At 37.1% G+C, this 26,625-nt stretch carries 23 protein-coding genes; 14 read left to right on the top strand and 9 right to left on the bottom strand.

All coding sequences use genetic code 11. The features are described 5' to 3' along the window. The first annotated feature begins 17 nt into the window (after positions 1 to 17). From rep to V5290_RS10185, 3 genes are all read left to right on the top strand, one after another. Positions 18 to 2,027, top strand: coding sequence for a DNA helicase Rep (gene rep, locus V5290_RS10195; RefSeq protein ID WP_333384966.1), 2,010 nt, complete (start codon positions 18 to 20; stop codon positions 2,025 to 2,027). Between the two features lie 146 nt (positions 2,028 to 2,173). After that, positions 2,174 to 2,905 (top strand): glutathione peroxidase, encoded by a 732-nt coding sequence (locus V5290_RS10190; RefSeq protein WP_333384963.1) that lies wholly within the window; start codon positions 2,174 to 2,176, stop codon positions 2,903 to 2,905. Positions 2,906 to 3,023: 118 nt separating this feature from the next. Further along, a complete protein-coding gene (locus tag V5290_RS10185) occupies positions 3,024 to 4,475 on the top strand; it encodes a dihydrolipoyl dehydrogenase (RefSeq protein WP_333384960.1) in 1,452 nt (483 codons plus the stop codon). Positions 4,476 to 4,545: 70 nt separating this feature from the next. On the opposite strand, the gene ubiA is transcribed toward V5290_RS10185, so the two are convergent. Beyond that, positions 4,546 to 5,412 (bottom strand): 4-hydroxybenzoate octaprenyltransferase, encoded by an 867-nt coding sequence (gene ubiA / locus V5290_RS10180; RefSeq protein ID WP_333384958.1) that lies wholly within the window; start codon positions 5,410 to 5,412, stop codon positions 4,546 to 4,548. Then, positions 5,409 to 5,966, bottom strand: a complete 558-nt coding sequence (locus V5290_RS10175; RefSeq protein WP_333384955.1) for a chorismate--pyruvate lyase family protein — start codon at positions 5,964 to 5,966, stop codon at positions 5,409 to 5,411. The genes ubiA and V5290_RS10175 overlap by 4 nt, the downstream gene beginning before the upstream one ends. 290 nt (positions 5,967 to 6,256) lie before the next feature. On the opposite strand from V5290_RS10175, the gene V5290_RS10170 reads away from it, so the two are divergent. Then, positions 6,257 to 6,673: a flagellar basal body-associated FliL family protein gene (locus V5290_RS10170; protein WP_333384952.1), complete on the top strand. Its 417-nt coding sequence runs from the start codon at positions 6,257 to 6,259 to the stop codon at positions 6,671 to 6,673. Positions 6,674 to 6,690: 17 nt separating this feature from the next. Here the strand turns inward: V5290_RS10170 and glpG are convergent, their stop codons facing one another. Further along, complete coding sequence (glpG, locus tag V5290_RS10165) at positions 6,691 to 7,527, bottom strand: rhomboid family intramembrane serine protease GlpG (RefSeq protein ID WP_333384949.1); 837 nt, start codon at positions 7,525 to 7,527, stop codon at positions 6,691 to 6,693. A gap of 437 nt (positions 7,528 to 7,964) precedes the next feature. On the opposite strand from glpG, the gene V5290_RS10160 reads away from it, so the two are divergent. Both V5290_RS10160 and galE read left to right on the top strand, forming a co-directional pair. Continuing rightward, positions 7,965 to 8,405, top strand: coding sequence for a helix-hairpin-helix domain-containing protein (locus V5290_RS10160; RefSeq protein WP_333384946.1), 441 nt, complete (start codon positions 7,965 to 7,967; stop codon positions 8,403 to 8,405). Between the two features lie 77 nt (positions 8,406 to 8,482). Continuing rightward, positions 8,483 to 9,496 (top strand): UDP-glucose 4-epimerase GalE, encoded by a 1,014-nt coding sequence (galE, locus tag V5290_RS10155; RefSeq protein ID WP_333384943.1) that lies wholly within the window; start codon positions 8,483 to 8,485, stop codon positions 9,494 to 9,496. A 60-nt stretch (positions 9,497 to 9,556) separates the two neighbouring features. Here galE and V5290_RS10150 read toward each other — a convergent pair whose 3' ends face one another. After that, positions 9,557 to 10,435 carry a GGDEF domain-containing protein gene (locus V5290_RS10150; protein ID WP_333384940.1) on the bottom strand — a complete coding sequence of 293 codons (879 nt, stop codon included), beginning with the start codon at positions 10,433 to 10,435 and terminating at the stop codon, positions 9,557 to 9,559. A gap of 204 nt (positions 10,436 to 10,639) precedes the next feature. On the opposite strand from V5290_RS10150, the gene V5290_RS10145 reads away from it, so the two are divergent. Then, a complete protein-coding gene (locus tag V5290_RS10145; protein ID WP_333384937.1) occupies positions 10,640 to 13,882 on the top strand; it encodes a DEAD/DEAH box helicase in 3,243 nt (1,080 codons plus the stop codon). Continuing rightward, positions 13,883 to 14,641 (top strand): tRNA isopentenyl-2-thiomethyl-A-37 hydroxylase MiaE, encoded by a 759-nt coding sequence (gene miaE, locus V5290_RS10140; RefSeq protein WP_333384933.1) that lies wholly within the window; start codon positions 13,883 to 13,885, stop codon positions 14,639 to 14,641. It begins immediately after the preceding gene. Positions 14,642 to 14,695: 54 nt separating this feature from the next. Here miaE and V5290_RS10135 read toward each other — a convergent pair whose 3' ends face one another. The 3 genes from V5290_RS10135 to V5290_RS10125 are packed head-to-tail and all read right to left on the bottom strand — an operon-like array spanning position 14,696 to position 16,640. Then, the gene (locus tag V5290_RS10135) at positions 14,696 to 15,796 is read right to left on the bottom strand and encodes a YcbX family protein (protein ID WP_333384931.1); all 1,101 of its coding nucleotides are present in this window, start codon (positions 15,794 to 15,796) and stop codon (positions 14,696 to 14,698) included. Between the two features lie 8 nt (positions 15,797 to 15,804). Further along, positions 15,805 to 16,263: a methylglyoxal synthase gene (locus V5290_RS10130; protein ID WP_333384928.1), complete on the bottom strand. Its 459-nt coding sequence runs from the start codon at positions 16,261 to 16,263 to the stop codon at positions 15,805 to 15,807. Positions 16,264 to 16,280: 17 nt separating this feature from the next. Beyond that, positions 16,281 to 16,640, bottom strand: a complete 360-nt coding sequence (locus tag V5290_RS10125; RefSeq protein ID WP_333384925.1) for a YijD family membrane protein — start codon at positions 16,638 to 16,640, stop codon at positions 16,281 to 16,283. A 209-nt stretch (positions 16,641 to 16,849) separates the two neighbouring features. On the opposite strand from V5290_RS10125, the gene sthA reads away from it, so the two are divergent. Continuing rightward, complete coding sequence (gene sthA, locus V5290_RS10120; RefSeq protein WP_333384922.1) at positions 16,850 to 18,280, top strand: Si-specific NAD(P)(+) transhydrogenase; 1,431 nt, start codon at positions 16,850 to 16,852, stop codon at positions 18,278 to 18,280. A gap of 53 nt (positions 18,281 to 18,333) precedes the next feature. On the opposite strand, the gene nudE is transcribed toward sthA, so the two are convergent. Together nudE and V5290_RS10110 are read right to left on the bottom strand one after the other, a co-directional pair. After that, positions 18,334 to 18,885 carry an ADP compounds hydrolase NudE gene (gene nudE / locus V5290_RS10115; RefSeq protein ID WP_333384919.1) on the bottom strand — a complete coding sequence of 184 codons (552 nt, stop codon included), beginning with the start codon at positions 18,883 to 18,885 and terminating at the stop codon, positions 18,334 to 18,336. A gap of 123 nt (positions 18,886 to 19,008) precedes the next feature. Then, positions 19,009 to 21,579 (bottom strand): PBP1A family penicillin-binding protein, encoded by a 2,571-nt coding sequence (locus tag V5290_RS10110; RefSeq protein WP_333385065.1) that lies wholly within the window; start codon positions 21,577 to 21,579, stop codon positions 19,009 to 19,011. Positions 21,580 to 21,778: 199 nt separating this feature from the next. Here V5290_RS10110 and pilM point away from each other — a divergent pair, with 199 nt between their 5' ends. The 5 genes from pilM to V5290_RS10085 are packed head-to-tail and all read left to right on the top strand — an operon-like array spanning position 21,779 to position 26,589. Further along, on the top strand, positions 21,779 to 22,837 hold the full coding sequence (gene pilM / locus V5290_RS10105; protein ID WP_333384916.1) for a type IV pilus assembly protein PilM: 1,059 nt from the start codon (positions 21,779 to 21,781) through the stop codon (positions 22,835 to 22,837). Continuing rightward, on the top strand, positions 22,837 to 23,394 hold the full coding sequence (locus V5290_RS10100) for a PilN domain-containing protein (RefSeq protein ID WP_333384912.1): 558 nt from the start codon (positions 22,837 to 22,839) through the stop codon (positions 23,392 to 23,394). The genes pilM and V5290_RS10100 overlap by 1 nt, the downstream gene beginning before the upstream one ends. A 2-nt stretch (positions 23,395 to 23,396) precedes the next feature. Continuing rightward, positions 23,397 to 23,966, top strand: coding sequence for a type 4a pilus biogenesis protein PilO (locus tag V5290_RS10095; protein WP_333384909.1), 570 nt, complete (start codon positions 23,397 to 23,399; stop codon positions 23,964 to 23,966). Beyond that, positions 23,966 to 24,484: a pilus assembly protein PilP gene (locus tag V5290_RS10090; protein WP_333384906.1), complete on the top strand. Its 519-nt coding sequence runs from the start codon at positions 23,966 to 23,968 to the stop codon at positions 24,482 to 24,484. The genes V5290_RS10095 and V5290_RS10090 overlap by 1 nt, the downstream gene beginning before the upstream one ends. A 26-nt stretch (positions 24,485 to 24,510) precedes the next feature. Further along, entirely contained in the window at positions 24,511 to 26,589 is a 2,079-nt protein-coding gene (locus tag V5290_RS10085; protein WP_333384903.1) for a type IV pilus secretin PilQ family protein, read from the top strand. Positions 26,590 to 26,625: the final 36 nt, after the last annotated feature.

The raw sequence follows: 26,625 nt of genomic DNA, 5'->3' as shown, positions 1-26,625 counted from the left end.
TTAACGTAGGACAACTCATGAAATTAAATCCTGGTCAGGATGCCGCTGTCAAAATGATTTCCGGGCCCTGTCTTGTACTTGCTGGTGCTGGAAGTGGTAAAACGCGAGTAATTACTAATAAAATTGCTTATTTAGTACAACACTGTGATTATCAAGCTAGAAATATTGTTGCTGTTACTTTTACTAATAAAGCAGCTCGAGAAATGAAAGAGCGTGTTAGCGAAACGCTAGGACGCAAAGAATCTCGTGGATTAATGGTATCAACTTTTCACTCTCTAGGCTTAGAGATCATTAAGCGAGAAGTTAAAACGCTTGGAATGAAAGCAGGATTTACGCTATTTGATGATCAAGATACCTTAGCACTATTAAAAGAGTTAACAGAGAAACAGCTAAAAGAAGATATGGATTTGATTAAGGCTTTGGTAACGCAGATTTCCAACTGGAAAAATGCGTTGATTTTACCAGCGCAAGCAATCAAACAAGCAAAAGGTGAGCGAGATGTTATTTTCGCGCATTGTTATGATTTATACCAACGTCAATTAAAAGCATATAACGCATTAGATTTTGATGATTTGATTGTTTTACCTACCTTATTATTAAAGTTTAAAGAAGAAGTACGTCTACGTTGGCAAAAGAAGATTCGTTACTTGTTGGTGGATGAATATCAAGATACTAATACTAGCCAATATGAGCTTATTAAATCCCTAGTGGGCGAGCGAGCTCGTTTTACTGTGGTAGGTGATGATGATCAGTCGATTTACTCATGGCGTGGTGCAAGGCCTGAAAATTTAGTTTTGTTACAGCGCGATTTCCCACAATTAAAAGTGATTAAATTAGAGCAAAACTATCGTTCTAGTCAACGCGTTTTAAAAGCGGCAAATGTGTTAATTGCGAATAATCCTCATGAATTTGATAAACGTTTATTCAGTGAATTAGCTTACGGTGAATCCATTAAAGTGTTGTTTGCTAAAAATGAACAGCATGAAGCAGAACGTGTAGTGATGGAGTTATCTGGCCATAAATTTATGAATGGTGCTAACTTCAAAGACTACGCTGTGTTATACCGTGGTAATCATCAAAGTCGGTTACTTGAGAAAGTGATGATGGAAAACCGTATTCCATACAAAATTAGTGGCGGCACGTCCTTTTTCGCGCGTAGCGAAGTGAAAGACATCATGGCGTATTTGAAGCTGTTGGTAAATCATGATGATGAAAACGCATTTATACGAGTGGTAAACAAACCGCCGAGAGGAATAGGAGCAGTGAGCCGTGAAAAGCTTGGTAATTATGCAAATTTACGTCACATAAGCATGTTTGCTGCAAGTTTTGAAATAGGTTTAGAGCAAACCTTAAATGGTAAAGGATTGCAATCTGTACAAGCTTTTACACGTTGGCTAGTTGAATTAAATGATCGTTTAAAACGAGAGGACGACATAGAAGTTGTACGTGATTTAATTCGTGATATTGGCTATGAAGATTGGTTATATGAAAGTAGCCCAAGTCCGAAAGCTGCAGAGATGCAAATGAAAAATGTATCTACGTTATTTAAGTGGGTAACTGAAATGCTAAAAGGTGATGATCTCGATGAAGAGATGACACTAGAGCAAGTCGTCGCACGTTTAACCTTACGTGATATGCTGTCACGTAACGAAAGTGAAGAAGAGTTAGATCAAGTTCAGTTAATGACACTACACGCTTCTAAAGGTCTAGAGTTTCCTTATGTATATATGATTGGAATGGAAGAGGGCTTATTACCACATCAAGTGAGCATTGATGAAGATAATGTGGAAGAAGAGCGTCGTTTAGCCTATGTCGGTATTACTCGAGCCCAAAAAGAATTAACCTTTACTTTAGCGAAAGAGCGAAGCCAATATGGTGAAACGGTGAAACCCGAACCAAGCCGCTTTTTAAATGAATTACCACAGGAAGATGTGGAATGGGAAAGTGGCCCTAAAAAACGCACTGAAGAACAGAAACAGCAGTTAGCAGATAAAGGAATTGCTAGCTTAAAAGCACTGTTTGATTGATTTCAATACTAACTGGTAGCGAGTGTTGCTAGTAGTTAGTAGGTAAGGCGGGTCGAATAGACCTCGAAAGGATTTACAACTTGTTTGCGGCAAATAGGTTTTTGCTAGCAGTTTTAATACTAAACTTAGACTATTAGGAGTCACACATGTTAGATAACATCGAAGGTCAACGCGTACCCAATGTTACTTTCCCAACTCGTCAGGGTGATGAGTGGGTTAATATCACTACTGACCAGTTATTTAAAAATAAAACGGTAGTGGTGTTTGCATTACCAGGTGCATTTACACCGACTTGTTCTTCAACACATCTTCCTCGTTACAATGAGTTAGCTGCTGTGTTAAAAGAAAACGGTGTTGATGAGGTTGTATGTTTAAGCGTTAATGATACGTTTGTAATGAATGCATGGCTTGCAGATCAAGAAGCTGAGCATATTACCGTTGTACCTGATGGTAGTGGTGAGTTCACTGAAGGCATGGGTATGTTAGTGAATAAAAATGACATCGGTTTTGGTAAGCGCAGCTGGCGTTACAGTATGTTAGTAAAAGATGGCGTGATTGAAAAAATGTTCATTGAGCCAAATCAGCCTGGTGACCCGTTTGAAGTGTCTGATGCAGATACGATGTTAAATTACATTAATCCAACTGCTAAAGCACCTTCAGCAGTTGCTCTATTAACTAAACCGGGTTGTCCTTTCTGCGAAAAAGCCAAAGCAGCTCTAAAAGACAATAAGATCAAGTTTGAAGAGATTGTATTAGGCAAAGACGCTACTAGCGTTGCACTTAAAGCAATGTCTGGCCAAACAACAGTGCCACAAATATTTGTTGATGGTAAGCACCTAGGTGACAGTGATGCAGCGGTTGCTTACGCAAATAGCTAAACTGTCCCTCGATTATTATTGATTATCAGCGTATGTTTTTCTTATTAAGACATACGCTTTTTTTTACCCTATTTATTCAAATTATCATTATTTACCTTAGTCAAAAGTGGAGAACAATATGAAGCAAGTTAATGTTCAAGTTGCCGTTATTGGTGCTGGATCTGCAGGTTTATCGGCCTATCGAGCGGCGAAACAAACAACTGATTCAGTCGTCCTCATTGAAGGTGGAACGTATGGCACTACCTGTGCTCGTGTCGGTTGCATGCCAAGTAAATTGTTAATTGCTGCAGCAGAGGTTGCTCATAGCGCAGCACATACTGAACCCTTTGGTATTGTTATTGATGGGCAAATAAATATTGATGGTAAAAAAGTGATGCAACGAGTACGCGATGAGCGTGATCGATTTGTAGGTTTGGTCGTCGACGCCATTGATGAAATAGACCCTCAAGATAAACTAATAGGTAACGTTAAGTTTTTAACAGAAACGCAATTGCAACTTGATGATCACACGACTGTCAATGCGCAGCGTGTTGTTATTGCTACTGGATCTCGGCCAACTTATCCCAATGCATGGGATGATCTTGGGGATAAGTTAATTGTGAATGATGACGTATTTGATTGGCAAGATTTACCAAGTTCAGTTGCTGTATTCGGACCTGGTGTGATTGGTCTGGAATTAGGTCAATCATTACATCGATTAGGTGTTGAAGTATTGATGTTTGGCATGGGAGGAAAAGTAGGCCCCTTCACTGATCCTGAGATTATGGATTATGCTGAAAAAACCTTTAGTGATGAATTTTATCTAGATGCCGATGCAAAAGTTAATAACATGCAACTCAATGGAGAGTTAGTTGAAATTACTTATATTGATAAGCAAGGAAAAGAACAAATTAAACACGTTGAGTATGTGCTTGCTGCCACTGGACGCCGCCCTAATGTGGATAACTTAGGTTTAGAGCAAATAGCAATAGATTTTGATGACCGAGGCGTGCCCGTTGCTGATCCTCATACAATGCAGACCTCTATCTCCTCTATTTTTATTGCTGGTGATGCAAGTAACCAAGTTCCTTTGTTACATGAAGCCGCTGACCAAGGCAAAATAGCAGGTAGAAATGCTGCTATTTATCCAAATATTGTTACTGGTTTACGTCGCTCTGCTATTGCGGCTGTGTTTACTGACCCTCAACTCGCCATGGTCGGGTTAAGTTATCAACAAGTAACAGAGAAATTGGGTGGATGTGACTGTTTTGAAACGGGAAGTGTTTCTTTTGAAAACCAAGGTCGCAGTCGCGTCATGCTTAAAAATAAAGGTTTATTACATCTTTACGGAGAACAGGGAACAGGGCGCTTTTTAGGGGCTGAAATAATTGGTCCTCAAGCAGAGCATTTGGCTCATTTACTCGCTTGGGCTCATCAAAATCGCATGACCATTTCTCAAATGCTAGAAATGCCCTTTTATCACCCGGTGATAGAAGAAGGAGTGCGCACCGCTCTACGAGATCTTAACGCTAAACTGAAATTGGGATCGGCTATGACCAGTGAATGTATGGAGTGTGGTCCCGGTTGTTAAGCTTTATTGAGTGTTACTGTATTAATGAGGTTTCATTCAGTAACACTTAACAAGTGTAGGGATTTATAGCTTAAAGGTAAGCTATAAATAACCCTACAAAAATGGCAATCCCAACATAGTTATTATCTAAAAATGCTTTAAAACAGTTAGCACGTTGTCTATTTTTAATCTGTACTTGTTGTTGTATAAATAAGCCTGACACCACTATAAGTGCAACATAATAAAATCCATTTAAGTTTTCTAATATACCTACCGTTAATAAAATGAGTAAAGTGGTCAATTGCAAAGCTGCAATAATAATTTTATCGAATCGACCAAATAAAATAGCGGTAGACTTGATGCCTATTTTTAAATCATCTTCTTTATCTACCATGCCATACATAGTGTCATAAGCAACGGTCCAAGTTAGGTTTGCGATAAACAGTAACCAAACAATATTATCTAGCTGGTTTGCTTGTGCTGCATAGGCCATCGGAATTGACCAACTGAAAGCTAAACCTAATACAAACTGAGGGAGATTAGTAAAGCGCTTCATGAATGGGTAGATAAAAGCTAACAATAAGCCAACAAATGATAATTGAATCGTTAACGCATTCTGCGTCAATACTAATAGGAAAGCTGCTAAGGCTAAGGAGATAAATAAGTATATCGCTTCTTTGCTAGTGGCGCGGCCAGAAGGTAAAGGACGATTCTTTGTTCGCTCTACAAAGCCATCTACTTTACGGTCCGCAAAATCATTAATGACGCAGCCTGCACTTCGCATAATAAAGACACCTAGGCAAAACACAATGAGAGTACTTAAGTTAGGTAACCCTTCAGCGGCAACCCAAAGAGCCCATAATGTAGGCCAAAGTAATAATAATGTACCGATTGGCTTATCTGCTCGCATTAATTGTATAAAAGCTTGGCGTTTAGGTGCGTTTAGATATGAGATCATTGATAAATTTCCGATGCAGGAAGAAAAACTTCGCTAACGAGTAATGGTTTATTTTCTATATAAAAAAGAGAACGTCTTGCCCAAAGTGAATGATCACAGCTTTGGTCTAATGTGTGACATAGCTGATGTATCAAAGAGCCAGATTTAAATTCTGCTATTTCTATTGTGCCACGCTTTAAAGATGTGCTTTGAAAAAGAAAACGGCCTAGGGATTCACTACCAATATTTGCTAATGCTTGTTGGCTATCCGATAAAGTCTGCGAAGGTATTTCTGTTTGTGCAAAAACGTGAGCTCTTTGATCGCAATATAAAAAAACTTCTCTTACTAGTATTTGTTGAGCGTCAGAAAAGTGTACTGAAAGTGGTGTTGCTTCTGAATTGGTGGTTACTTGTTGGCGCACTTCTACATTAAAACTTTGGCAATGTTGCTCCAGTTTTTTAGTTAATGAGCTTTCATCTAATAGCCATGAAAGCACTTTCTGCGAGCAGTTGTCGACAGACTCAGCTTCTTGCCAAGTAGCGGATGAAGCGATATTAAGCAGTTGGTTAAGCATACAAGCCTTTCATTAAATAGCATTAATTACACTCGTTAGTATGATTTTATACTTACAAAACTGAGTCTACTTAATTTAATACTGTTGTCGTAGATGATAGATAATGGCTGATTATAACAATACTGATTCGTTTATTAACTGAACTTAGTGAAAAATTATGATTTATTCTCATTAACATGCATAAAATCTCAGGATATTTTTAATGATTATTACTTTTTATCCACACTAATCGGTTATGGCTGCTATCATATATGTCAAAAGTATTATTAAAATTTTTGTAGGAATTAAGGATGTTTAAGAAAGTATTATTATGCGTTTTACCTTTGGTATTATTGTCTCCGTTAAACTTTGTTGTCGCTGAAGAAGAAGCGACTCAATTAACATCAGACTACCAGTATTTTGCATTAGACCCAGACATCATTACTAATTATATTAAGCCAGGTAAACGATTAGGTTATATAAGAGTTGGCATCGACCTAATGGTAAAATCCAATAAAGCTTTCCAGGAAGTTGAATTACATGAGCCTTTGATTCGTGATCGTATTATTACCGTATTAGGTGAGCAAAATGAGCAACAAATCCGCTCGGTCAGTGAGCGTAAAGCAATTAGATTGCGTTGCTTAAATGAAGCAAACGATGCGATTTTTGAAATTACAGGTGATAGACCAATAGAAGATCTACTTTTTACTAAATACTTAGATCAGTAATCACCTGTAAATTGTTGCTATAGTTTTAGTCTATGGCAAACAAAAGCTAACATTAGTCCTGCTAATAAACCGACTAAATGCGCATAGTTGGCCAAATTGGTAGGTAAAATATCAATAAATCCTAGTATTAACCAACCTATTAAAATAGCAAACATGCCGTTGGGAAGGTGCACTCTGCTTGTTTTATCTAATTGCCCAAATAACCAACAATATCCCACTAACGCATATACAACACCGCTTAACCCTCCAAAATATGGACCGACTAAAAAGAATTGAGATAGGTTGGAGGCTACGGCTGAAAATAAGAATAATATTATTAGACGTTGTTTACCGTGTTGTTTTTCTACTAAGCCACCTAATTGCCACCACCATAACAAATTAAATACGATATGAAGTAAGCTAAAATGTAATAAAGCCGGAGTGATAAAGCGCCAGCTTTGAAGATAATCAAAAGGCTGCTGTTGATAAAATGCTAAGAATGAATTCAAAGGGTTAAATACACCGAACGCAATTAGCGCATAAATAATGCAGCAAATAGCAAACAGGCTATGTGTCAATATACCTGCTTGGCGTTTGAAGTTACTGAATAAATCAGCATTCGCATAAGAGAGTTGATCTGGTGCACTTTTTAAGTCGCCTGATTCCCAGCTTGCTGAAAGGTATTTACTTTGAGTTGGGTTCGCTAAGAATTCTGCTAACGCTTTTTCTGCAATATGCAGTTGTTGCTCTTGCTCGAGCAATATTTCATAAGAGAATTCTGAATGTTGGATAGTATTACTGATTTTTTGGCTATTTAAATAATCTGAGAATGCTTGCGCTAAACGAAGATGTTCAAAACGATGTAAAGATATCATAGCGTTTCCTATAATTTTTTATGTGTGTAGCAAAAAATATATTGATAGAACTGTTAATAATATTGGTGGTGTTACTTGCTATTCATATCAACTGAACTAATTTAATTAGAGCTGTCTGATTGTTGTACCGATAGTATTAACTATATGAATAAGGTTGTACGAAATAAAATAGGTTCGTTTAAGTGTTCATTGAATTCATCAATTAAGCTTATCGAAAAATTAATTATTGGAATAGTACAAGTCATCATATTAACTAATGTTATTGGTGTTAGATGGTATTGAACTGGATTAGTTGCTAATCCATGATATCAAAGGACTAGTACTATATAGGTATATGAAAAATATAGCGATATAGACTATTGGCAGTTTATGGTTTATTGATTAAAATGACATGAATTGTATTCGCCAAAACACATTATAATAACAAGGAAAATAATATGAATATTAAATCTGCTCGTACTCTAGCACTTGCTGCTTCACTGTTTTTAGTACCAACAAGCTTCCAAGCTGCATTTGCTGCTGACTTTGGTAGCATTGCTACTTCAAGTTTAGAAAAAGTAAATTCTGCAACAAGCAGCGCAGAAGAAAAAGTGAGCTCAGCAACTACTAGTGCAGAAGATAAAGTTAGTTCTGTAAAAACAAGTGCGGAAGAAAAAGTAAGCACTGTTAGTTCAAGTGCCGATAGCTCAAAAATCGATATCAACAGTGCTTCAGTAGAAGAGCTAACATCTGTTTCAGGTATCGGTACTTCAATTGCTGAAAAAATCGTTGAGTACCGTGAGCAATACGGTGACTTCACTGATTTAGCTGACTTAACCAATATCAGTGGTATAGGTAGTTCTACTTTAACTAAAATTTTACCTTACTTAAGCCTATAATTCGGCCCAAAAGTGACTCGATAAACCACTATTATTAGTGGTTTTTTTGTTTTTAAGCTTAATTTTTAGGAATGTTGATGACTATTTTAGTAACAGGTGGTGCAGGTTATATTGGATCCCATACCGTTGTTGAATTATTAAATGAAGGACAGCAAGTTATTATCGTTGATAATTTAGTTAACGCTTCATTAGAATCTTTAAGTCGAGTTGAAAAAATTACCGGTAAAGCACCTCTATTCTATGAAGGTGACATTTTAAACAAAGCTTTTTTGGATAGCGTTTTTGCTGAGCATGATATTGAGTGTGTTATCCACTTTGCTGGATTAAAAGCAGTGGGTAAGTCAGTTGCTAAACCTGTCTCTTATTACCAAAATAATGTTCAAGGTACGTTAACTTTACTAGATGCAATGAAAGAAGCGGGTGTATTTAAGCTAGTCTTTAGTTCATCAGCCACAGTTTATGGCGATCCTGCAAGTTTACCAATACGTGAAGATTTTCCCGTCGGTGGCACAACAAATCCTTATGGTACCTCTAAGTTAATGGTAGAGATGATATTAGCGGATGTAGCTAAATCAGATCCACGTTGGGCTTTCGTTATTTTACGCTACTTTAACCCGGTTGGTGCTCATTTATCAGGACTGATTGGAGAAGATCCTAATGGTATCCCAAACAATTTATTACCTTACATATCACAAGTAGGCGTAGGAAAGCTAAGCCAATTGGCAATTTTTGGCGATGACTATGATACTCAAGATGGTACTGGCGTCCGAGATTACATCCATGTTGTTGATTTAGCGATTGGGCACTTAAAAGCCTTAACACGCATTCAAAGTGACACAGGCGTGTTTATTTACAATCTAGGGACTGGAAACGGTTATTCAGTGTTAGATATGGTTAAAGCCTTTGAAGCTGCGAGTGGCAAAGCGATTCCATATCAAGTATCTCCTAGAAGAGAAGGTGATATAGCAGCTTGTTATGCAGCGCCAGAAAAAGCGTTATCAGATTTAGGTTGGCAAGCAGAGCGCGATTTAGATGCAATGATGCAAGATACATGGCGTTGGCAATCTGCTAACCCTAATGGTTATAAATAGCTGTTATTTTTTAATGAAAATAAGTTACCGCAGTTTTATAAATTACTACGGTAACAAGGCTTAAGGTTCGTATAAATGTACTCTATTCTTGCCTGCATTTTTAGCTTGAAATAAACCTTGTTCTGCATAATCTACTAGCTTGCTGCTTTTTAATTCATTACGGTAAGTCACGGCTCCTATGCTTACCGTGATATTGATGATTTCATCTTCATATTGTACACAAAGCAATTCAGTACTTTTGCGAATCATTTCTGCGACCTGTTGGGCAATCTCGTCATTACTGTTATTGAGCAAAATAATAAATTCTTCACCTTCCCAGCGAGCTACAATATCGGTTTTACGGATACAGTCTTTTAACTTATTCGCGAGTCTTTTGAGAACCGCATCTCCTGCAACTTGACTATATAACTCATTTATATTTTTAAAGTTATCTATATTAATTAATAAAATAGAGAATGAGCCTTTTTTTGTATGCTGCATAAGTAATCTGTCTGACAGTAAGTCATTAAAATAACGACGAGTATAGACATCCGTTAATTCATCTTTTTCTGACAATTGTTTTAATTTTATAGAGTGGTTGCTATTTTGCGTGATCCAACGGTGAATACCGTAAGAAACAAGCATAAAGCCAAATAGCTGTACGATATCTTTAAAGAATACTGCTAATAGCCAAGGTTGAATAAAAATTTCGTTTAAAGTATTAGTGAAGGTAGCGATAAATATAAAAAAGAATCCACTAACTAAGAACTTATGAACATCTAAGTTATATTTTACGTTATTCAAATTAACTAATAAAAAGAATAGGGTGATGGATACGATTGTGTGAAAGAAAAGATTATATAAGTCTATTTGAGTTGTAATAGGAAAGATCCAAGCTTGTAACGAGATATAAGCAAGAACAAAAGAGTAAAGTGAATTTAGCGTACTTTTTTTAGTCAAAGGCTCTTCTCTATTTGCTAAATGATAATCAAATCAGTTAATGTTGATTATAAATAAATATTTTTAATAACTTACTATAATTGTTTTTTTTAGTAAATAAATGAACTTGATTATTAGCGAATATTTGAATTTTGTGATTAATGCTTTATTTCTGTGGACTATCTCTCTATCATTAAGGATCCGTTTTTTAGATGGTTTTTTCCGATGCCTAAAGTGACTCAGCAAGATATTTCAACAAGTTTTGGTCGTAACATTATTGACCGAGGTACCCAGTATTTTAAAGAAAGTCGTGTATTAGCTTGCGACTTCGATGAATCCACTAACTCTTTGGTAGGGCTAGTTAGGGGGAGCAGCGAAACTCCTTATAATACCAAAGCATCTATTAAGCCTTCTAATAAAGGCGGTTATATCATTCACAGTACTTGCTCTTGTAAAGTTGGGTGGAATTGTAAGCACGCTGTTGCCCTATTATTAGCTTACCAAGCTGATACTCCAGATTATAACGTAGAAAACAGTTACCAAGCTTGGTATGAGATGTTGAGTGGAAAAGCTGCTGTTCCAGAAAAAGTAAGAGCATCTGCTTATCAAGGCCACTTCCGTTTTTCTTTTGACAAAAAAGTGTTGAACCATGAGCACCGTTATATCAAGGTCGAGTTCGGTACAGTACGCTTTTTAAAAAGTGAAAATACTCACGTATTTAGTGAGAAAGATTTAGTTTCTGTTGCAGATAATGAAAGTTGGATGGAAAGCTTTAAATGGGTAGAGGATGTCGATGTTGAGATTCTACGTTTATTGTTAACCAAAGAAGGGCGTCCGGCCAAGCTTGGGAAAACTTACATTAAAACTGAGTTAGACTTATTAGCTTTACAGAAAATATTAGCGACGGGGCGTTGTTTTTGGGAAACGTTGGACCAAAAAATTACACCTGCCGATACCCGTGCTTTACATTTAGATTGGGAAAGTACTGAAGATGGGTTAAAACAACTAACGGTCAACCTTGCTGAATGTGATGAATGGTTGTTAGTCCCTACCCCTACCCCTTATTTCTACGATTTAACTCGCCATCAAGCGGGGAGAATAGCTACAGATTTTAATCGTGATTGGTTGCTATCATTATTACAAACTCCTCCATTAGGCGAAGAACAAAGAGCACACTTTACACAGGAAGTGTCGCTTGGTTTTGCACAGGATGTTTTACCTAACCCACAACATTATGATATTCAGCAAATCGATGGGCCGTTACAAGTTATTTTTAAGTTGGATGTGCAAACAATTAAAAGTCAGCCTTTATTTCTTGGACGCTTATATTTTAAATATGGGGAGTTAGTTTTAACTCCAAGTATTTTGGAAGACAAGCAACGCAATCAATATATGCATAAAGGACAAATAGTTAGCATTAATCGTGACATTGAAGCGGAAACTGCGGCGCTTAACGAATTTAATGACCTGTGTTTACTTGATGTTTATATGTATGATCCTAAATACAAAGTAAGTAAGGACTTACAAGGTATTTTGCCACCTGAACTAGGCGGCACTCAAGAGTTTCAATGGCTATCATTACTGACTGCTCATAAAGCACGTTTAGAAGTATTAGGTTGGCAGTTTGATATCGCTAAAGACTTAGCCTTACAAAGCCAGCAGGTTGATAGTATTGATATTGATATTGATGAAAAAGGTAACTGGTTCGATTTAGGTGTCTCTATTGAAGTCGACGGCAAGCGCATTGAGTTATTACCATTATTACTAGAATGGTTACGAAGCAATGAAGATTGGCAGCAAAACAGTTACGATATTTTATTAGCACAAGGTAATGGGCGCCCATTACGTGTTAAACGTGAGTCAATTCAGCCTATTTTATCTATTCTGCAAGAGTTGGGTGAAGTTAATGAAAGCAAAATTAATTTACCGCAAAACCAAGCTGCCTTATTAGCTCAATTACCTGAAATTAATCGATGGATTGGTGGCGAACATGTACAGGCATTAGCGGAAAAACTCGCTAATTTTAGTGGAATCCAAGATGTTGATGCGCCAGATGGGTTAGTAGCAGATCTTCGTGATTACCAAAAAGAAGGCCTAAATTGGCTAATGTTCTTAAATGAGTATGGTTTTTCTGGTGTTTTAGCCGATGACATGGGCTTAGGTAAAACAGTACAAACATTGGCTTACTTGTTATATAAAAAACAGCATCAACTATTAGAACAGCCTGCCATGGTTATTTGTCCAACGTCTTTAGTGGGTAACTGGTTAAATGAAGCGATTAAGTTTACGCCAGATCTAAAAGTGTTGGTGTTACATGGTGTTAATCGTCATCAATTCTTTAATGAGATTAATGATTATGACTTAGTGATCACTACCTATCCATTGATTGCGCGTGACTTTAAAGAGTTTACTGATTACTCATTTTCAGATTTGATTTTAGATGAAGCACAAACCATTAAAAACCCGTTAGCAAAAATGACTAAAAGTATTAAGTTAATCGATGCAAAACAGCGTATATGTTTGACTGGTACACCAATGGAAAATCATTTAGGTGAGTTGTGGTCACTGTTTGACTTCCTAATGCCTGGTTTTCTTGGCTCATACAGTACTTTTAATCGTGTTTATAGAAAAGGTATTGAAGGCGAAGGTAACCATCAGATCCAACAATGGTTAATTCAAAAAACTAAACCATTTTTATTACGTCGTACTAAAGATGATGTGGCAAAAGAGTTGCCTGCTAAAACTGAAATTATTCATACTATTGGTCTGCAAAACGATCAACGTACTCTGTATGAAAGTATTCGTATCACTATGGAAGCAAAAGTACGAGATTTACTGCGTGAGAAAGGTATGGCGAGAAGCCGTATAGAGTTTTTAGATGCATTATTAAAACTACGTCAAGCTTGTTGTGACCCTCGCTTAGTGAAATTAGAGCATGCACAGGATATTAAAAGTTCAGCGAAGTTAGACTTCTTAATGGAACTGTTACCGGAAATGGTGGAAGAAGGGCGTCGCATTTTGATCTTCTCTCAATTTGCACAAATGCTTGGCTTGATTGGTGATGCCTTACAGGAAGCTGGGATTGATTTTGTAAAACTAACAGGGCAAACGCGTAACCGAAGCGAAGTGATTGAAAAATTCCAAGCGGGCGATGTACCTGTTTTCTTAATATCTCTTAAGGCTGGTGGTGTAGGGCTTAACTTAACGACTGCAGATACTGTCATCCACTACGATCCGTGGTGGAATCCTGCCGTTGAAAATCAAGCAACTGACCGAGCTTATCGTATTGGTCAAGATAAGCCGGTATTTGTTTATAAACTGATTTGTGAGCAAACTGTTGAAGAACGCGTATTAGCTTTACAATCACGTAAGCAAAAATTAGCTGATAGCGTATATGGTAAAGAGCAAGAGGAAAACTTTGCTCCGGATAATAGTGATGCTTTATTAAAACTGTTTGAACGTTACTAAATGTCTATAGAACAGGACTTATTAGCCCCAATTAAAGCATTTTTGTACGTAGAGACACCACAAGCTTGGATAGATAAAGCTAAGCTCGTGGAGAATCAATCAGCTTTACTGGTTGATCATATGATTTGCGAGCTAAAAGCGGCACAGACAGCCATGTTATTAATTCGTCGTTACGCTGTAGACAAAGACAGTGGCGATGCTTTAATGGCATGGTTGACGCCTTACAATGATTATGTTTATCGCAAACAAGGGGATTGGAAGGCATTATCTAATAGTAGTCTGTCTAAAAACATCGTTGCTAAAGCTGGTACTCTTTATGGACAAGACTTGATCGATAAAATGGTTTTGTTGATCAAAGAAGAGCTACATCATTTTTATCAGGTCGTAGAGATCATGCAAGCTCGAGATATTAATTTCGATTTTGTAGGCTCTAGTCGTTATGCAAAAGAGCTATTAAGTCATGTCACCACACATGAACCAAATACATTAATTGATAAATTGATTTGTAGTGCTTATATTGAGGCGCGATCTTGTGAGCGCTTTGCTAAAATAGCTGAGCATCTTGACCCAATTTTAAATAAATTTTATGTCTCTTTATTGCGTTCAGAAGCAAGGCATTATCAAGATTATTTAACGTTAGCTGAACAGATTGCTGGTGAGGATATTTCTGAGCGTATTGGTTACTTTGGAGAGTTAGAAGCTAGATTGATTCGAGAGCCTGATACAGACTTCAAGTTTCACAGCGGATGTCCAGTCTAACCAGCCAATTTCTAACTAGTAAGCGGCTGTAATTTATATTACAGCCGTCACAGGTTAGTGTTCGATACTGATATCAGTCGTTGGGATACAGCTACAAGCTAACACATAACCGTCCTCTATCTCTTCTTTAAATAAACCTTGATTATTTAAGACTTTTACTTCGCCCGATAACAATTTTGTTTTACAACGGCCACATTTTCCGCCTCTGCAAGAGTATGGAATATTAATACCAGCAGCTTCAGCTTGATCTAATAATAAACCTTTGTCATTACCTGCCACTTTAATGTCCGATTTTGAAAAGTACATTTGAATAGCTTTATGGCTAAGCTTTTCATTGCCTAACATGGATGTATATTTTGGAGATTGTTGTGTTTCAAGTACTTGTATTGTATCGCCAGCACGTATAACACCTTGATTGAGTGCAATTAAATTTTGTCCAAAATCAATATCACCTTCATGAAATCTAAAGCCTGCCAGTGTTTTCAGGGGCTGCTCTAAATCTGGTACGCCAGTTAAGGGATCAACATTAGTAAAATTACAGCGAGAGCAGGGTTTACTAACTTCAAACTCCACTTCACCAATTTTGATGCGTAACCAAGTATCTTCAATAAAAGCAACGTCGCCTTTAACGATAAGGTTAGGGCGAAAGTGTAAGGCAGTTACTGGCTTATCTAAATGAGCATTGAGCTCATCCACAGAGGCTTGGTTGATTAATAAAAGTGGATACCCATCAGCAAATGAAACTTGAGTTGTACGGTTCTTGACACAACGAATGGTATTCTCTGAAAAATAAACTAGTTGGCAATCTTGTTTTAAATAGGTTGAAAACCATTGGTCATAATCAGGGTGGCAATGTTGAGCTTGCATATTATCTGCCCAAACTTCTACTGTTTGCATCTGCTCAGTAAAATGTTCAGGCTGAATGTAGATACTAGGCTGCTTTGGCGCACTAACTAGCAACCCTTTTTTAGAAAACTCTATACTAACCTGAGTTAATTGTGGGTGAGTTCGACCAGTAATAAATTTACCATTGAGATCGACCAGCATATAACGTCTATCGTTGGTTAAGCCTTTTTCCTCAACAAATGTTTGAGGTAATTGAATACCTTTAGTGGACTTAATTGGATAAATATAGAGATCTGTTAAGCTTTGCACACTAATCCTTAAGTAGTTCGTTCGCGTAAATAACCTGCATAATCAGGAATACGTGTCGCGTAGACTTTATCAATATGGTACGAATCCATAATAAAATCTGCTGTTGCGATATTGGTAGCAATAGGAATGTTCCAGACAGCAGCTAAACGTAATAGCGCTTTTACGTCTGTATCATGAGGAACTGCATTCATTGGGTCCCAGAAAAAGATTAATAGGTCTAAGTTACCTTCAGCTATCTTTGAGCCTAGTTGTTGATCGCCACCCATTGGGCCGGATAACAAACATTGGATGGGTAAGCTGGTTTTTTTTTGCAGTAAAACCCCGGTCGTACCTGTAGCAAATAGATCGTGCTGTGCTAACTGAGCTTTTCGTTTGTCAGCCCAATTAATGAGTAAATCTTTCATATGATCATGTGCAACTAACGCAATTTTTTTAGATTGCGCTATGTCACGTGTAATGTATTCCATAATATTACCTTTTAAACTTATGCAGAGTAGTGCTTATCACCAAACATCATTTTATACATTAGCCAAATAGCTAATATGAGTGTGATAGTAATAGAAAGGAAGTTAGACCCTAGTTCAGGGTACAACGCGCCAGTGAAAGCGGCATAAGAGAAGATACCAATAAAAAATGCTGCCCAAGCAGGGCGGATAGTCGTTTCATTATTCGTTTCATTGATGTATGAACGATAAAAATGACTGATCGCGAAAAACAAAGTTACAAATGGAAAAATGGAAAACGTTACTTGTGAGATGGTTAATATAGAAAAACAGGCGTTAGCCGATAAGCCGATTAAAAAAGTATAAATTAACCATTTTACCGATATGTTGCTTTCTTGCATTTTATCACTCCTAGAATTTGGTTATTTGGAATCTAAAAATAGCATGAACCCATGCCTATTTCTTGTTTTTTATAACGATGATGAGAGCTTAGCACCTGATCTTGAAGTTGTTGTAAAAATTTTACCTAACCCGCGAATTGTTGTAAGAATGTGTGACAAATGCTATCAAATTGTTAATATAAGTTTTATTTCCTATTTGAGGTTGCCTAATGTCTACACCCAAAAGTCCAAAAGCCGCTACTGTAAATTATGATTATGATGCAATTGTTATTGGTACTGGCCCCGGTGGTGAAGGCGCTGCAATGAAGCTAGCAAAGGCGGGTAAACGCGTTGCTGTTGTAGAAAAGTATAGAGATATTGGCGGGGGGTGCACCCATTGGGGAACCATTCCTTCAAAAGCATTACGTCATAGCGTTACGCAATTGATTGAGCTCAAAAATAATGCATTGTTTACAAATAACTATCCTCAAAAGCACGCTTTTACTTTTGCCGATGTGCTTCACCACACTCAGCAAGTTATTGGACAGCAAGTCAAAATGCGCAGTAGCTTTTATAATCGTAATAACTGTACATTACATTTTGGCGAAGCTTCTTTTGTTGATAACCATTCAATTAAAGTGAAAAATCCCGATGGTTCTGTAGAAGTCATTACCGCACAAGATATTATTATTGCTACTGGATCTCGACCTTATCATCCTACAGATATTAACTTTGAAGCTGCTAATATTTATGACAGTGATACTATTTTATCTTTGGATTATCAGCCGAAGAATATTGTTATTTATGGTGCGGGCGTCATCGGTTGTGAATATGCTTCTATTTTTAGAGGGTTAAGTGTCAAAACTGATTTAATTAATACACGGGACAGGCTGTTGTCTTTTCTAGATGCTGAAATGTCCGATGCTTTATCTTATCATTTTAGAAACTCAGGCATGATTCTGCGTCATGATGAAGAATATAAAAAAGTAGAATCTTCATCGGAAGGTGTAGTTATCCACTTTAAGTCAGGTAAAAAAATGAAAGCAGATTGTTTACTTTATGCTAATGGACGTACTGGTAATACTGATTTATTAAATCTTGAAGCTGTTGGTTTGACACCAGACGGCCGAGGCCAATTAGCAATTAATGAACACTATCAAACGGCTGTGGATAATATTTATGCCGTGGGTGATGTGATTGGTTACCCGAGCTTAGCGAGTGCTGCTTATGACCAAGGCCGTATTGCTGCCAACTTAATTATCACGCGAGAAGGTAATAAAAAATTAATTAAAGATATTCCAACAGGTATTTATACTATTCCAGAGATCAGCTCCGTGGGTAAAACAGAGCAAATGTTAACGCAACAAAAAGTCCCTTATGAAGTTGGTCGAGCACAATTTAAAGATTTAGCTCGTTCACAAATTCTCGGTTCTGATGTGGGTAGTTTGAAGATTTTATTTCATCGTGAAACCAAAGAAATTTTAGGTATTCATTGTTTTGGTGAAAGAGCGGCGGAAATTATTCATATTGGTCAGGCAATAATGGAGCAGGAAGGAGCAGGTAATACTATTGAGTACTTTGTGCGTACGACTTTTAATTATCCTACAATGGCCGAAGCATACCGTGTAGCGGCTCTAAATGGTTTAAATAGATTATTCTAAATAGATTAAATATAAAAAATGGGCAGTTGATGGCTGCCCATTATTTTTAGTTATTATCGGTGATTTTTCATCACCCATAACAAAGCACTGATACAACGTGCTTCTTGAAAATCATCCCTGTTTAATAACTCATCTACTTTACTGATTGGCCATTTAATCACTTCTAATGGTTCAGGCTCATCACCTATTAAGCGCTCAGGGTATAAATCTTTAGCCATAAATAACGTCATTTCACTACTAAAGTAACTCGGTGCCATGACCACCTTTCTTAATTCAGTAAAGTCATTTGCTCCATAACCGACTTCTTCTTTAAGCTCTCTATTAGCAGCTTGAATCGCTGTTTCACCTGGATCAATTAAACCTTTTGGAAAGCCTAATTCATAACTGTGGGTACCTGCAGCATACTCTCGAATTAACAGGATAGTCTCTTCATCATAAAAAGGGACGATTAAGACGGCACCTTGTGTACTACTTTTCATTCGCTCAAATTCACGTTGTTCACCGTTGCTGAATTTAAGTTTTAATGTTTCAATTTTAAAAAAACGGCTACAAGCAGCAACACTCTTACTTAATATGGTTGGTAAAATAGGTGATGAGTTACTCATAGCTGCCTCGTAATGTTCAATTAAGTGGTATGGATAAATAAAATACTGTTGAATGTATAGTAAGTATTCATAAAAGCCTACAATATTTATTGTAAGCTTTTATTCTTAATTAACGACCCTTATCTAAAATAACTCATCGTCATAGATAGTACCGCCGGTTTGTGTATCAGATTCACTATACATAGGTTCTGGCACATAATCTTTCGGAATATGAGAGTATCTGAAAAATTCAAATAACGTGGAACTATCAGTTGCTGTTGTTAATAGTCCTGTTGCAGCATCGATGCGTACTGTTGTAATAGATGCTGGACGTTTAGGCTTATATTCAGGCTTATCTTTCATCACTTTGCTCATAAACAGATTCCAAGCTGGTAACGCTGTTCTGCTACCAAATTCACCACCTGCTACTTGGTTTCTACCCAAGTTATTATTGTAAGCTGCACGACCTAATTCTCGATTAAAGTCATCAAAGCCTACCCAAGAAGTAGCGACCATATTACCTACAAAACCAGAGAACCAAGCATCTTTCGAATCATTGGTTGTCCCTGTTTTCCCCCCCATATCTTGTCTGCCAATAGCACGTGCTGCTCGCCATCCGGTACCATTCCAATTAGTTTTATTTTTTCTATTGCCTCCACCCCATACTGCGGTGCGCAATAGCTCTCGTACCAAAAATGCGGTATCAGGACGTATTGCTGACTCCGCTATTTGTGATTTGGCAACAGGAGAAATAGCACAAACTTCAGCATTATGGTCATTAACGGTTCTAGTAGCTAAAGGGTCCGACTCGATTGCTGCTCCTTGTGCTTTGTATTCTTTTGTACATTCAGGACAAGCTATCTTTGGTGCTGCTTGGTACAAAATAGTACCGTATGCATCTTCAATTCGTTCGATAATATAAGGCTCTACTTTATATCCTCCGTTAGCAATGATGGCATAGCCGGTAGCTAAATCGATAGGAGTCATAGATGCCGACCCTAAAGCAAGCGAGTTACTTCTTGGCATATCATCTTCATTGAAACCGAACTTAGTCAGTTGATCAATAACAGTCGTTAAGCCTATATCTTCAACTAAGCGCACTGATACTACGTTTTTCGATTGCCCTAACGCTTGGCGTAAGCGAATTGGCCCTGCATAGACAGCAGGGGAGTTTTTAGGACGCCATGCTTCGCTGCCACTCCATTGGTTAATCGGTGTATCATTAACGAGTGTAGCTAAGGTATAGCCATTATCTAACGCTGCTGAATAGATGAATGGTTTAATATTAGAGCCGACTTGACGCTTAGCTTGCGTTGCTCGATTAAACTTGCTTTGTACAAAGCTATATCCACCGACTAATGAAGTGATTGCTCCATCCTGTGGATTTAAAGAAATAAATGCAGAGCTAACATCAGGGTATTGTGATAATTGCAGTTGTTTTGTGACTTTTTTGTCTTTAGTAACGTCAACTTGACGCACCCAGATTTGCTCACCTACTTTTACAATATCCGATGCTTTTTTAGGTGGTAAACCTTGTCTCGAATCACTTATAAATGCACGTGCCCAGCTTAATCCATCCCATTCAATAGCAGATTTTTTCTCTGACTCACCTTTAATGAGTACTTCTATGCTTTTATCTTTGACTGCAACAACCACTGCAGGTTGTAAGTTTCCGAAGCTTGCTTCTTTAGCGAGCGTTTTAGCAATTTTATCTGCAGACCACGGAGCTTCGCCATCTTCCCACAACACTTTTGTCGGGCCACGGTAACCGTGTCGCATATCGTAATTGTGTGAGTTTTCTATTACTGCATTATTAGCAGCTTGCTGCGCTTCAGTAGTAATCGTTGTGTAAACATTAAAGCCTTCATTGTAGCTTCTTTCTTTACCATAAAGCTCAATTAGCTTATTACGTGCAATTTCTGCTACATAATGCGCAGATAAAGTAATTTCTGCACCATGGTAACGACTTAATACTTTTTCATTACGTGCATCTTCATACTCTTTTTGTGAGATATAACCTTCATCTAACATACGCAACAATACAATATTGCGTCGCTCAGTGGCATTTTCCACTGAATAAATAGGGTTTAAACGAGATGGCGCTTTAGGTAAACCTGCTAATACTGCCATTTCAGATAAAGTTAAATCCGATACATTTTTTCCGAAGTAAACTTGTGCCGCAGCACCTACACCAAAAGAGCGATGACCTAACGCAATCTTATTAAGATAAAGCATTAATATTTCGTCTTTTGTGAGGATTTGTTCAATCTGTATAGCAATAAATATTTCGCGGACTTTACGAAGAATTGTCTTTTCATTGCTTAAAAAGAAGTTTCGTGCAACTTGTTGGGTGATTGTACTTGCCCCTTGCTTTGCACTACCTGACATAATGTAAACACTTGCTGCACGTAAGATACCTATTGGATCCATACCCACATGTTGGTAAAAGCGACTATCTTCCGTAGCAATAAATGCATTTACTAGTTGATCTGGAATTTCTTTGCGTAATAATGGGATACGTCGCTTTTCACCAAATTGAGAAATGAGCTCCCCATCTTTACTTAGTACTTTCATTGGTACTTGTAGAGGTATATCTTGAATGCTAGTAACATCAGGTAAGTCTGATTTAAGTTGATAATAAATGACAAATACTGCGGCTATGCCAATAAAAATCAATATAATAGCAACTAAAAAAAGTCTTTTGAGCCATTTCATCATATTTAAATAATTCCATCGGTATCGTGACTAAGTCACTTTTATGTTAGATATATAGGATGTGTAGTATATAGTGATAAATTATGAGTTAAAGAGCGAACTGTGACTTATCGGCTTGGAAGTTATCGAAATTAAACTTATTATCACCATACACTAATTTAAAAAAGTATTTATTATAGCTATAGGTAGCAAGGAAATTATGTTTTTTGGATTAAAAAAATTAGGTTCTCGCAGTGTCATTGGGATTGATTTTGGATCAAGTTCAATCAAAGCTATTGCGATTTCAAAAGGACAAGGAACGTATCGCGTAGACGGTATCGCTGAAGCGCCTTTAACAAAAGGTTTGATTGTCGATAACCGTTTTGAAGAAGTCGATAAAATCACTGCTATCCTTAAACAAATTCGTCACAGTTTTCCTTCCGGCCTTAAAAATGTTGCTATTGCAGTCACTGGATCTGACGTTATCACTAAAGTCATGAAAATGAATGCTTCATTAGATGAACTAGATTTAGAATCTCGCGTTGAGATTGAAGTTGAAAATAGTATTCCTTTTCCACTGGATGAGATATTTATTGATTTTGAGGTTATGGGACCTAGTGAAAGTGATAAATCTTTAAATGACATTTTGGTTAGTGCAGCTCGTAAAGAGCGTGTGTTATCCCAAGCTCAATGTGTTGATAATAGTGGGTTAAAAACAACAATTGTAGATATTGCTAGCCATGCTTTAGCACGTTCAGCAGAGGTGATTATGACTTCTGATGATTATAACCGTGGCGTGGCAGTAGTTGATATCGGTGCAACACAAATGATGTTAAATATTCTATATCAAGGTAATGTTATTTTTACCCGCAGCAAAAGTCATGGTGGCGCGCTGTGCACTCAAATGCTTTCAGAACGTTACGGTATGCCTATCCAAGAAGCTGAACAGGCTAAACTTAATGAAGACCTTCCAATTGATGCTGAGCTTGATGTTATTACCCCTTTTGTAAATATGACGGTTAACCATTTACGTTTTGATTTGCGCATGTTCACTAACGCACCTAATAATGTTGATGTACAAAAGCTGATTTTGATGGGGGGTGGTGTATTAATGAAGTCTCTTGCTAAGCAGTTACAAGATGAACTTGAATTTGAAGTAGAAATTGCGGATCCCTCACTGGCTCTTGAATGTAAAAGTAAAGAAGAAAATAAATTATTAAAAGAATCTGGTGCTAAATATATGATGGCATTAGGTTTAGCATTAAGAGGCGTTTCATAATGTCGAATATTAATCTACTGCCATGGCGCGAAAATTATAAAAAACAGAAGAAAACAGCGTTCTTTATCATATTGGCTATTAGTGCTTTAGTGGCATTAGGAGTGTCCTATGCCGGGAAAATGTATGTAGATTCCTTAATCAACGCACAAAACGAAAGGAATCAATATTTACAAACAGAAACTATCATTTTAGATCGCCGTATCGCTGAAATCAGTGATATTAAAAAACAAAAAGCGGAGTTGGTAAGACGTATTAATTTAATTCAACAACTTGAAGAGCAAAGAAATACAATTACAAAGTTCTTCAATACGTTACCTGAAGTAACACCACCAGGTGTTTATACCAACTCAATTTCTTTTAATAAAGGAAAAGCGGATGTGAGAGGGCTATCTGACTCAACAGGGCAAGTAAGTAATATGTTAAGAAATATTGATAATTCAGGTTGGTTAGGTGATGCTGCGCTACCTTCTATTGTTAGTGGTCCGACAGAGCCTATCAAGTTATATAATTTTTCGATGAACTTTATTGTTCTGCCTGAAGATGAAGACGGGAAGTAATCATGCATATTAATGATATGGATTTCGATAATGTAGGTAGTTGGCCTAAATTGCATAAGACAGTGGTCATTGCGATTGTTTGTATTTTATTAATTGGTGGTTTTTATTATTACGTAATTGAAGACCAACTTAAACAGCTTGATAAAGTTGAAGCAAAAGAGTTAGCGCTTAAGAATGAATTTAAAGTCAAAGCTGCGTTGTCTTCAAATCTGGAAGCGTACCGCGAACAAATGACTGAAATTGAAGTGATTTTAGCTGGATTAGTAAACAAACTACCGACCAAAAAAGAGCTGGCTAGCCTTTTAGATGATATCGGCTTTATTGGTTCTAATAACGGCTTGCAATTTAAAAGTCTGAATTGGGGTGTAAAGAAACAATTAGAGTTAGCAGAAGAAGTGCCGATAAGTATTAAGGTGGTAGGTACCTATGAGCAGTTAGGTAAGTTTTCAGCAGACATTGCGGCTTTGCCACGCATTGTGATATTAGATAATTTACGGTTAAAGCATAATGATGAAAATACGTTGATACTTGATATTGTTGCCAAAACTTACCAATATAAAGGAAATAAATAATGAAAAAATTATTACCTTTACCTCTGGTGTTTTTATTATTTTCTTGTTCTGAGGCAAACCTCGAAGACTTAAATCAATTTGTTGTTGATACTAAAGCTAAAGTTTACCCAGTGAAAAATGAAGTGCCTACGCTGAAAAAAATCGACACGCTTAACTTCACTCAGGCGGATGGAAGAAATCCTTTTTCTCAACCTAAGCTTGAAGTCATTGCCGAAGTAAAGGATACTCCTAAAAGTTGCCCTCAACCAAATTTTGAACGTAAAAAACAAGCGCTTGAGATGTATTCATTGGGACAAATGCAAATGCGCGGTACGTTACTTAAAGACGACCAGCTATGGGCGTTAGTGCAAATATCTGGTAATGAGGTGCACCGTGTTAAGCCGGGTAACTATTTAGGGTTAAATTACGGAAAAGTACTAAAAATAAATAAAGAACAAATTGATCTATTGGAGCTCGCACCAGATAAAAATGGTTGTTGGGAAGAACGCCTCACACAGATTAAATTAGTCTCAAAATAAAGTTAATCAGGGATGAAACGGAAATCATGAAATTATTAAATCTAAAGCAAATTGCTCTATTAAGTATTAGTAGCCTTTTGTTCATTTTATCTCCTTTTGCAGTTGCTGAATCGCAACTGATTAAATTAAACGTTAATCCACTCTCGGAAGGGAAGTTTGAATTAAAGTTTGAATTTAATGAAACCATTAGCAGTTACACTGATAAATTAAATTATCGTCCTAATAAATTAGTTATTGATGTTACAGATGCGAGTTCATTGCTTGAATTAAACTCTATCACTATCGATAAGAATGGTGTTAAAACTGTTGAAGCTGAACGCATGAGCGAAGGGTTACGTTTAACTATCAATATTGAAGAGTTAATGCCTTATTATATTGCCGAGCAAGGTAAAAACTTAGTGGTTCGTTTTGGCGATACTGAACAAAAGTCTGCTGCGACAGAGTCCGAGTCAGCAATTGCTGCTGCAATCTTGCAAGAAACCGGTGATCAAACTGCACAAAAAACATTAAGCGAAGCTGCTGAGAAAGCACGTAAAGCTGCATTAATTGAGCGTCCAAAAGGTTATGTTAATACGATTTCTGATATCGACTTTAAGCGTGGCTCTGAAGGGCAAGGCAAGTTGTTTGTTTATTTAGATAACTCTAGTGTTGCTGTTGATATTAAACGCCGCGACCAACAACTTATTGTGGAGTTTCAAAGTACTTTTATTCCTGACGATTTTTTGTACATCATGGATGTAGTTGATTTCGCTACTACTGTTAATAAAATTGAGACTTTCCGTGAAGATGGTAAAACACGTTTTGTTTTTACCATCAAAGACGAATACAACTATCGCTACGATCAACTAGATACTTTATTCATGATCGAGGTTTCAAAGAAACCAGAAGACGAAGCTGAAGCTCCATATGAAGGTAAGGCTATCTCTCTTAACTTCCAAGATATTCCTGTACGTACAGTGTTACAGTTAATCGCTGATTTTAACGGTTTTAACTTAGTTATTACTGATTCTGTAAGCGGTAATATTACTCTCCGCTTAGACGACGTTCCATGGGAGCAGGCGTTAGATATTATCTTAAAAGTACGTGGTTTAGGTAAACGTATGGACGGTAATGTATTAATGGTTGCACCAGCATCTGAACTTGCTGCTTCTGAACGTCAACAATTAGAGTCTAATAATGAAGTTGCTGCATTAGCGCCTTTATATTCAGAGTTTATTCAAATTAACTATGCAAAGGCAGAGACAATTGCTGCATTGTTATCAGGTCAGAGTGCGAGCTTGCTTTCTGAACGTGGTAATGTGACCGTTGATACACGAACTAATATTCTGTTAATTAAAGATACCGCTGCAGTGATTGATTCTGTTAAAGAAATTATCGAAGTGTTAGATGTTGCTGTTCGCCAAGTTGTTATTGAAGCGCGAATGGTTACGGTTAGTGATTCTGTTGCGGAAGATTTAGGGGTAAGTTGGGGATTAGATTCTAGTTCTGGGGACTCTGATTCCAGATTAAATACTTTAGATGTAAATCTACCTGTTGCTTCATCAGCCGGTACATTAGGTTTCCAAGTTGCGACATTAGCAAATGGTAATATTCTTGATTTAGAGTTATCTGCTTTAGAGCAAGAAAGTAAAGCTGAGATTATTGCGAGTCCACGTATTACAACGCTTAATCAACAGACTGCTTATATTGAGCAAGGTACTGAAATACCATACGTTGAATCATCTTCATCGGGTGCGACTACAGTAAGCTTTGAAAAAGCGGTATTAAGCTTACAGGTAACACCGCAAATAACACCGGACAATAAATTGATCCTAGATTTAGTGATTACTCAAGATTCAGTTGGTGAAACAGTGACCACTAGTGATGGTGAGTCAGTATCTATTGATACACAAGAGATTCAAACTCAGGTGTTAGTTGATAATGGTGAAACACTTGTACTAGGTGGTATTTACCAACAACAAATCTCGGATACGATCAGTAAGGTGCCAGTTTTAGGTGATATACCTTATCTAGGTTACTTCTTTAGAAACTCGGTTACTGACAACACAAAATCAGAGTTACTTATTTTTGTTACACCACGTATTGTGATGCAAACAAAATACTAAGTTACATTTTTATTAATACATTCAAAAAGCCTGAAG

Origin of the sequence: Psychromonas arctica, assembly GCF_036697365.1 — a bacterium.
Classification (GTDB): domain Bacteria; phylum Pseudomonadota; class Gammaproteobacteria; order Enterobacterales; family Psychromonadaceae; genus Psychromonas; species Psychromonas arctica_A.
This window is presented reverse-complemented; position numbering and strand designations above follow the sequence as displayed.

Bases quoted from the DNA above. Each gene is read 5' to 3' on its own strand.
- V5290_RS10090 (WP_333384906.1), top strand. From the start codon at position 23,966: ATGAAAAAATTATTACCTTTACCTCTGGTGTTTTTATTATTTTCTTGT.
- V5290_RS10130 (WP_333384928.1), bottom strand. From the start codon at position 16,263: ATGGAATACATTACACGTGACATAGCGCAATCTAAAAAAATTGCGTTA.
- V5290_RS10110 (WP_333385065.1), bottom strand. From the start codon at position 21,579: ATGAAATGGCTCAAAAGACTTTTTTTAGTTGCTATTATATTGATTTTT.
- V5290_RS10190 (WP_333384963.1), top strand. From the start codon at position 2,174: ATGTTAGATAACATCGAAGGTCAACGCGTACCCAATGTTACTTTCCCA.
- pilM (WP_333384916.1), top strand. From the start codon at position 21,779: ATGTTTTTTGGATTAAAAAAATTAGGTTCTCGCAGTGTCATTGGGATT.
- V5290_RS10170 (WP_333384952.1), top strand. From the start codon at position 6,257: ATGTTTAAGAAAGTATTATTATGCGTTTTACCTTTGGTATTATTGTCT.
- rep (WP_333384966.1), top strand. From the start codon at position 18: ATGAAATTAAATCCTGGTCAGGATGCCGCTGTCAAAATGATTTCCGGG.
- V5290_RS10185 (WP_333384960.1), top strand. From the start codon at position 3,024: ATGAAGCAAGTTAATGTTCAAGTTGCCGTTATTGGTGCTGGATCTGCA.
- V5290_RS10175 (WP_333384955.1), bottom strand. From the start codon at position 5,966: ATGCTTAACCAACTGCTTAATATCGCTTCATCCGCTACTTGGCAAGAA.
- galE (WP_333384943.1), top strand. From the start codon at position 8,483: ATGACTATTTTAGTAACAGGTGGTGCAGGTTATATTGGATCCCATACC.
- miaE (WP_333384933.1), top strand. From the start codon at position 13,883: ATGTCTATAGAACAGGACTTATTAGCCCCAATTAAAGCATTTTTGTAC.
- V5290_RS10125 (WP_333384925.1), bottom strand. From the start codon at position 16,640: ATGCAAGAAAGCAACATATCGGTAAAATGGTTAATTTATACTTTTTTA.
- glpG (WP_333384949.1), bottom strand. From the start codon at position 7,527: ATGATATCTTTACATCGTTTTGAACATCTTCGTTTAGCGCAAGCATTC.
- ubiA (WP_333384958.1), bottom strand. From the start codon at position 5,412: ATGATCTCATATCTAAACGCACCTAAACGCCAAGCTTTTATACAATTA.
- V5290_RS10160 (WP_333384946.1), top strand. From the start codon at position 7,965: ATGAATATTAAATCTGCTCGTACTCTAGCACTTGCTGCTTCACTGTTT.
- V5290_RS10095 (WP_333384909.1), top strand. From the start codon at position 23,397: ATGCATATTAATGATATGGATTTCGATAATGTAGGTAGTTGGCCTAAA.
- sthA (WP_333384922.1), top strand. From the start codon at position 16,850: ATGTCTACACCCAAAAGTCCAAAAGCCGCTACTGTAAATTATGATTAT.
- V5290_RS10085 (WP_333384903.1), top strand. From the start codon at position 24,511: ATGAAATTATTAAATCTAAAGCAAATTGCTCTATTAAGTATTAGTAGC.
- V5290_RS10145 (WP_333384937.1), top strand. From the start codon at position 10,640: ATGCCTAAAGTGACTCAGCAAGATATTTCAACAAGTTTTGGTCGTAAC.
- V5290_RS10100 (WP_333384912.1), top strand. From the start codon at position 22,837: ATGTCGAATATTAATCTACTGCCATGGCGCGAAAATTATAAAAAACAG.
- nudE (WP_333384919.1), bottom strand. From the start codon at position 18,885: ATGAGTAACTCATCACCTATTTTACCAACCATATTAAGTAAGAGTGTT.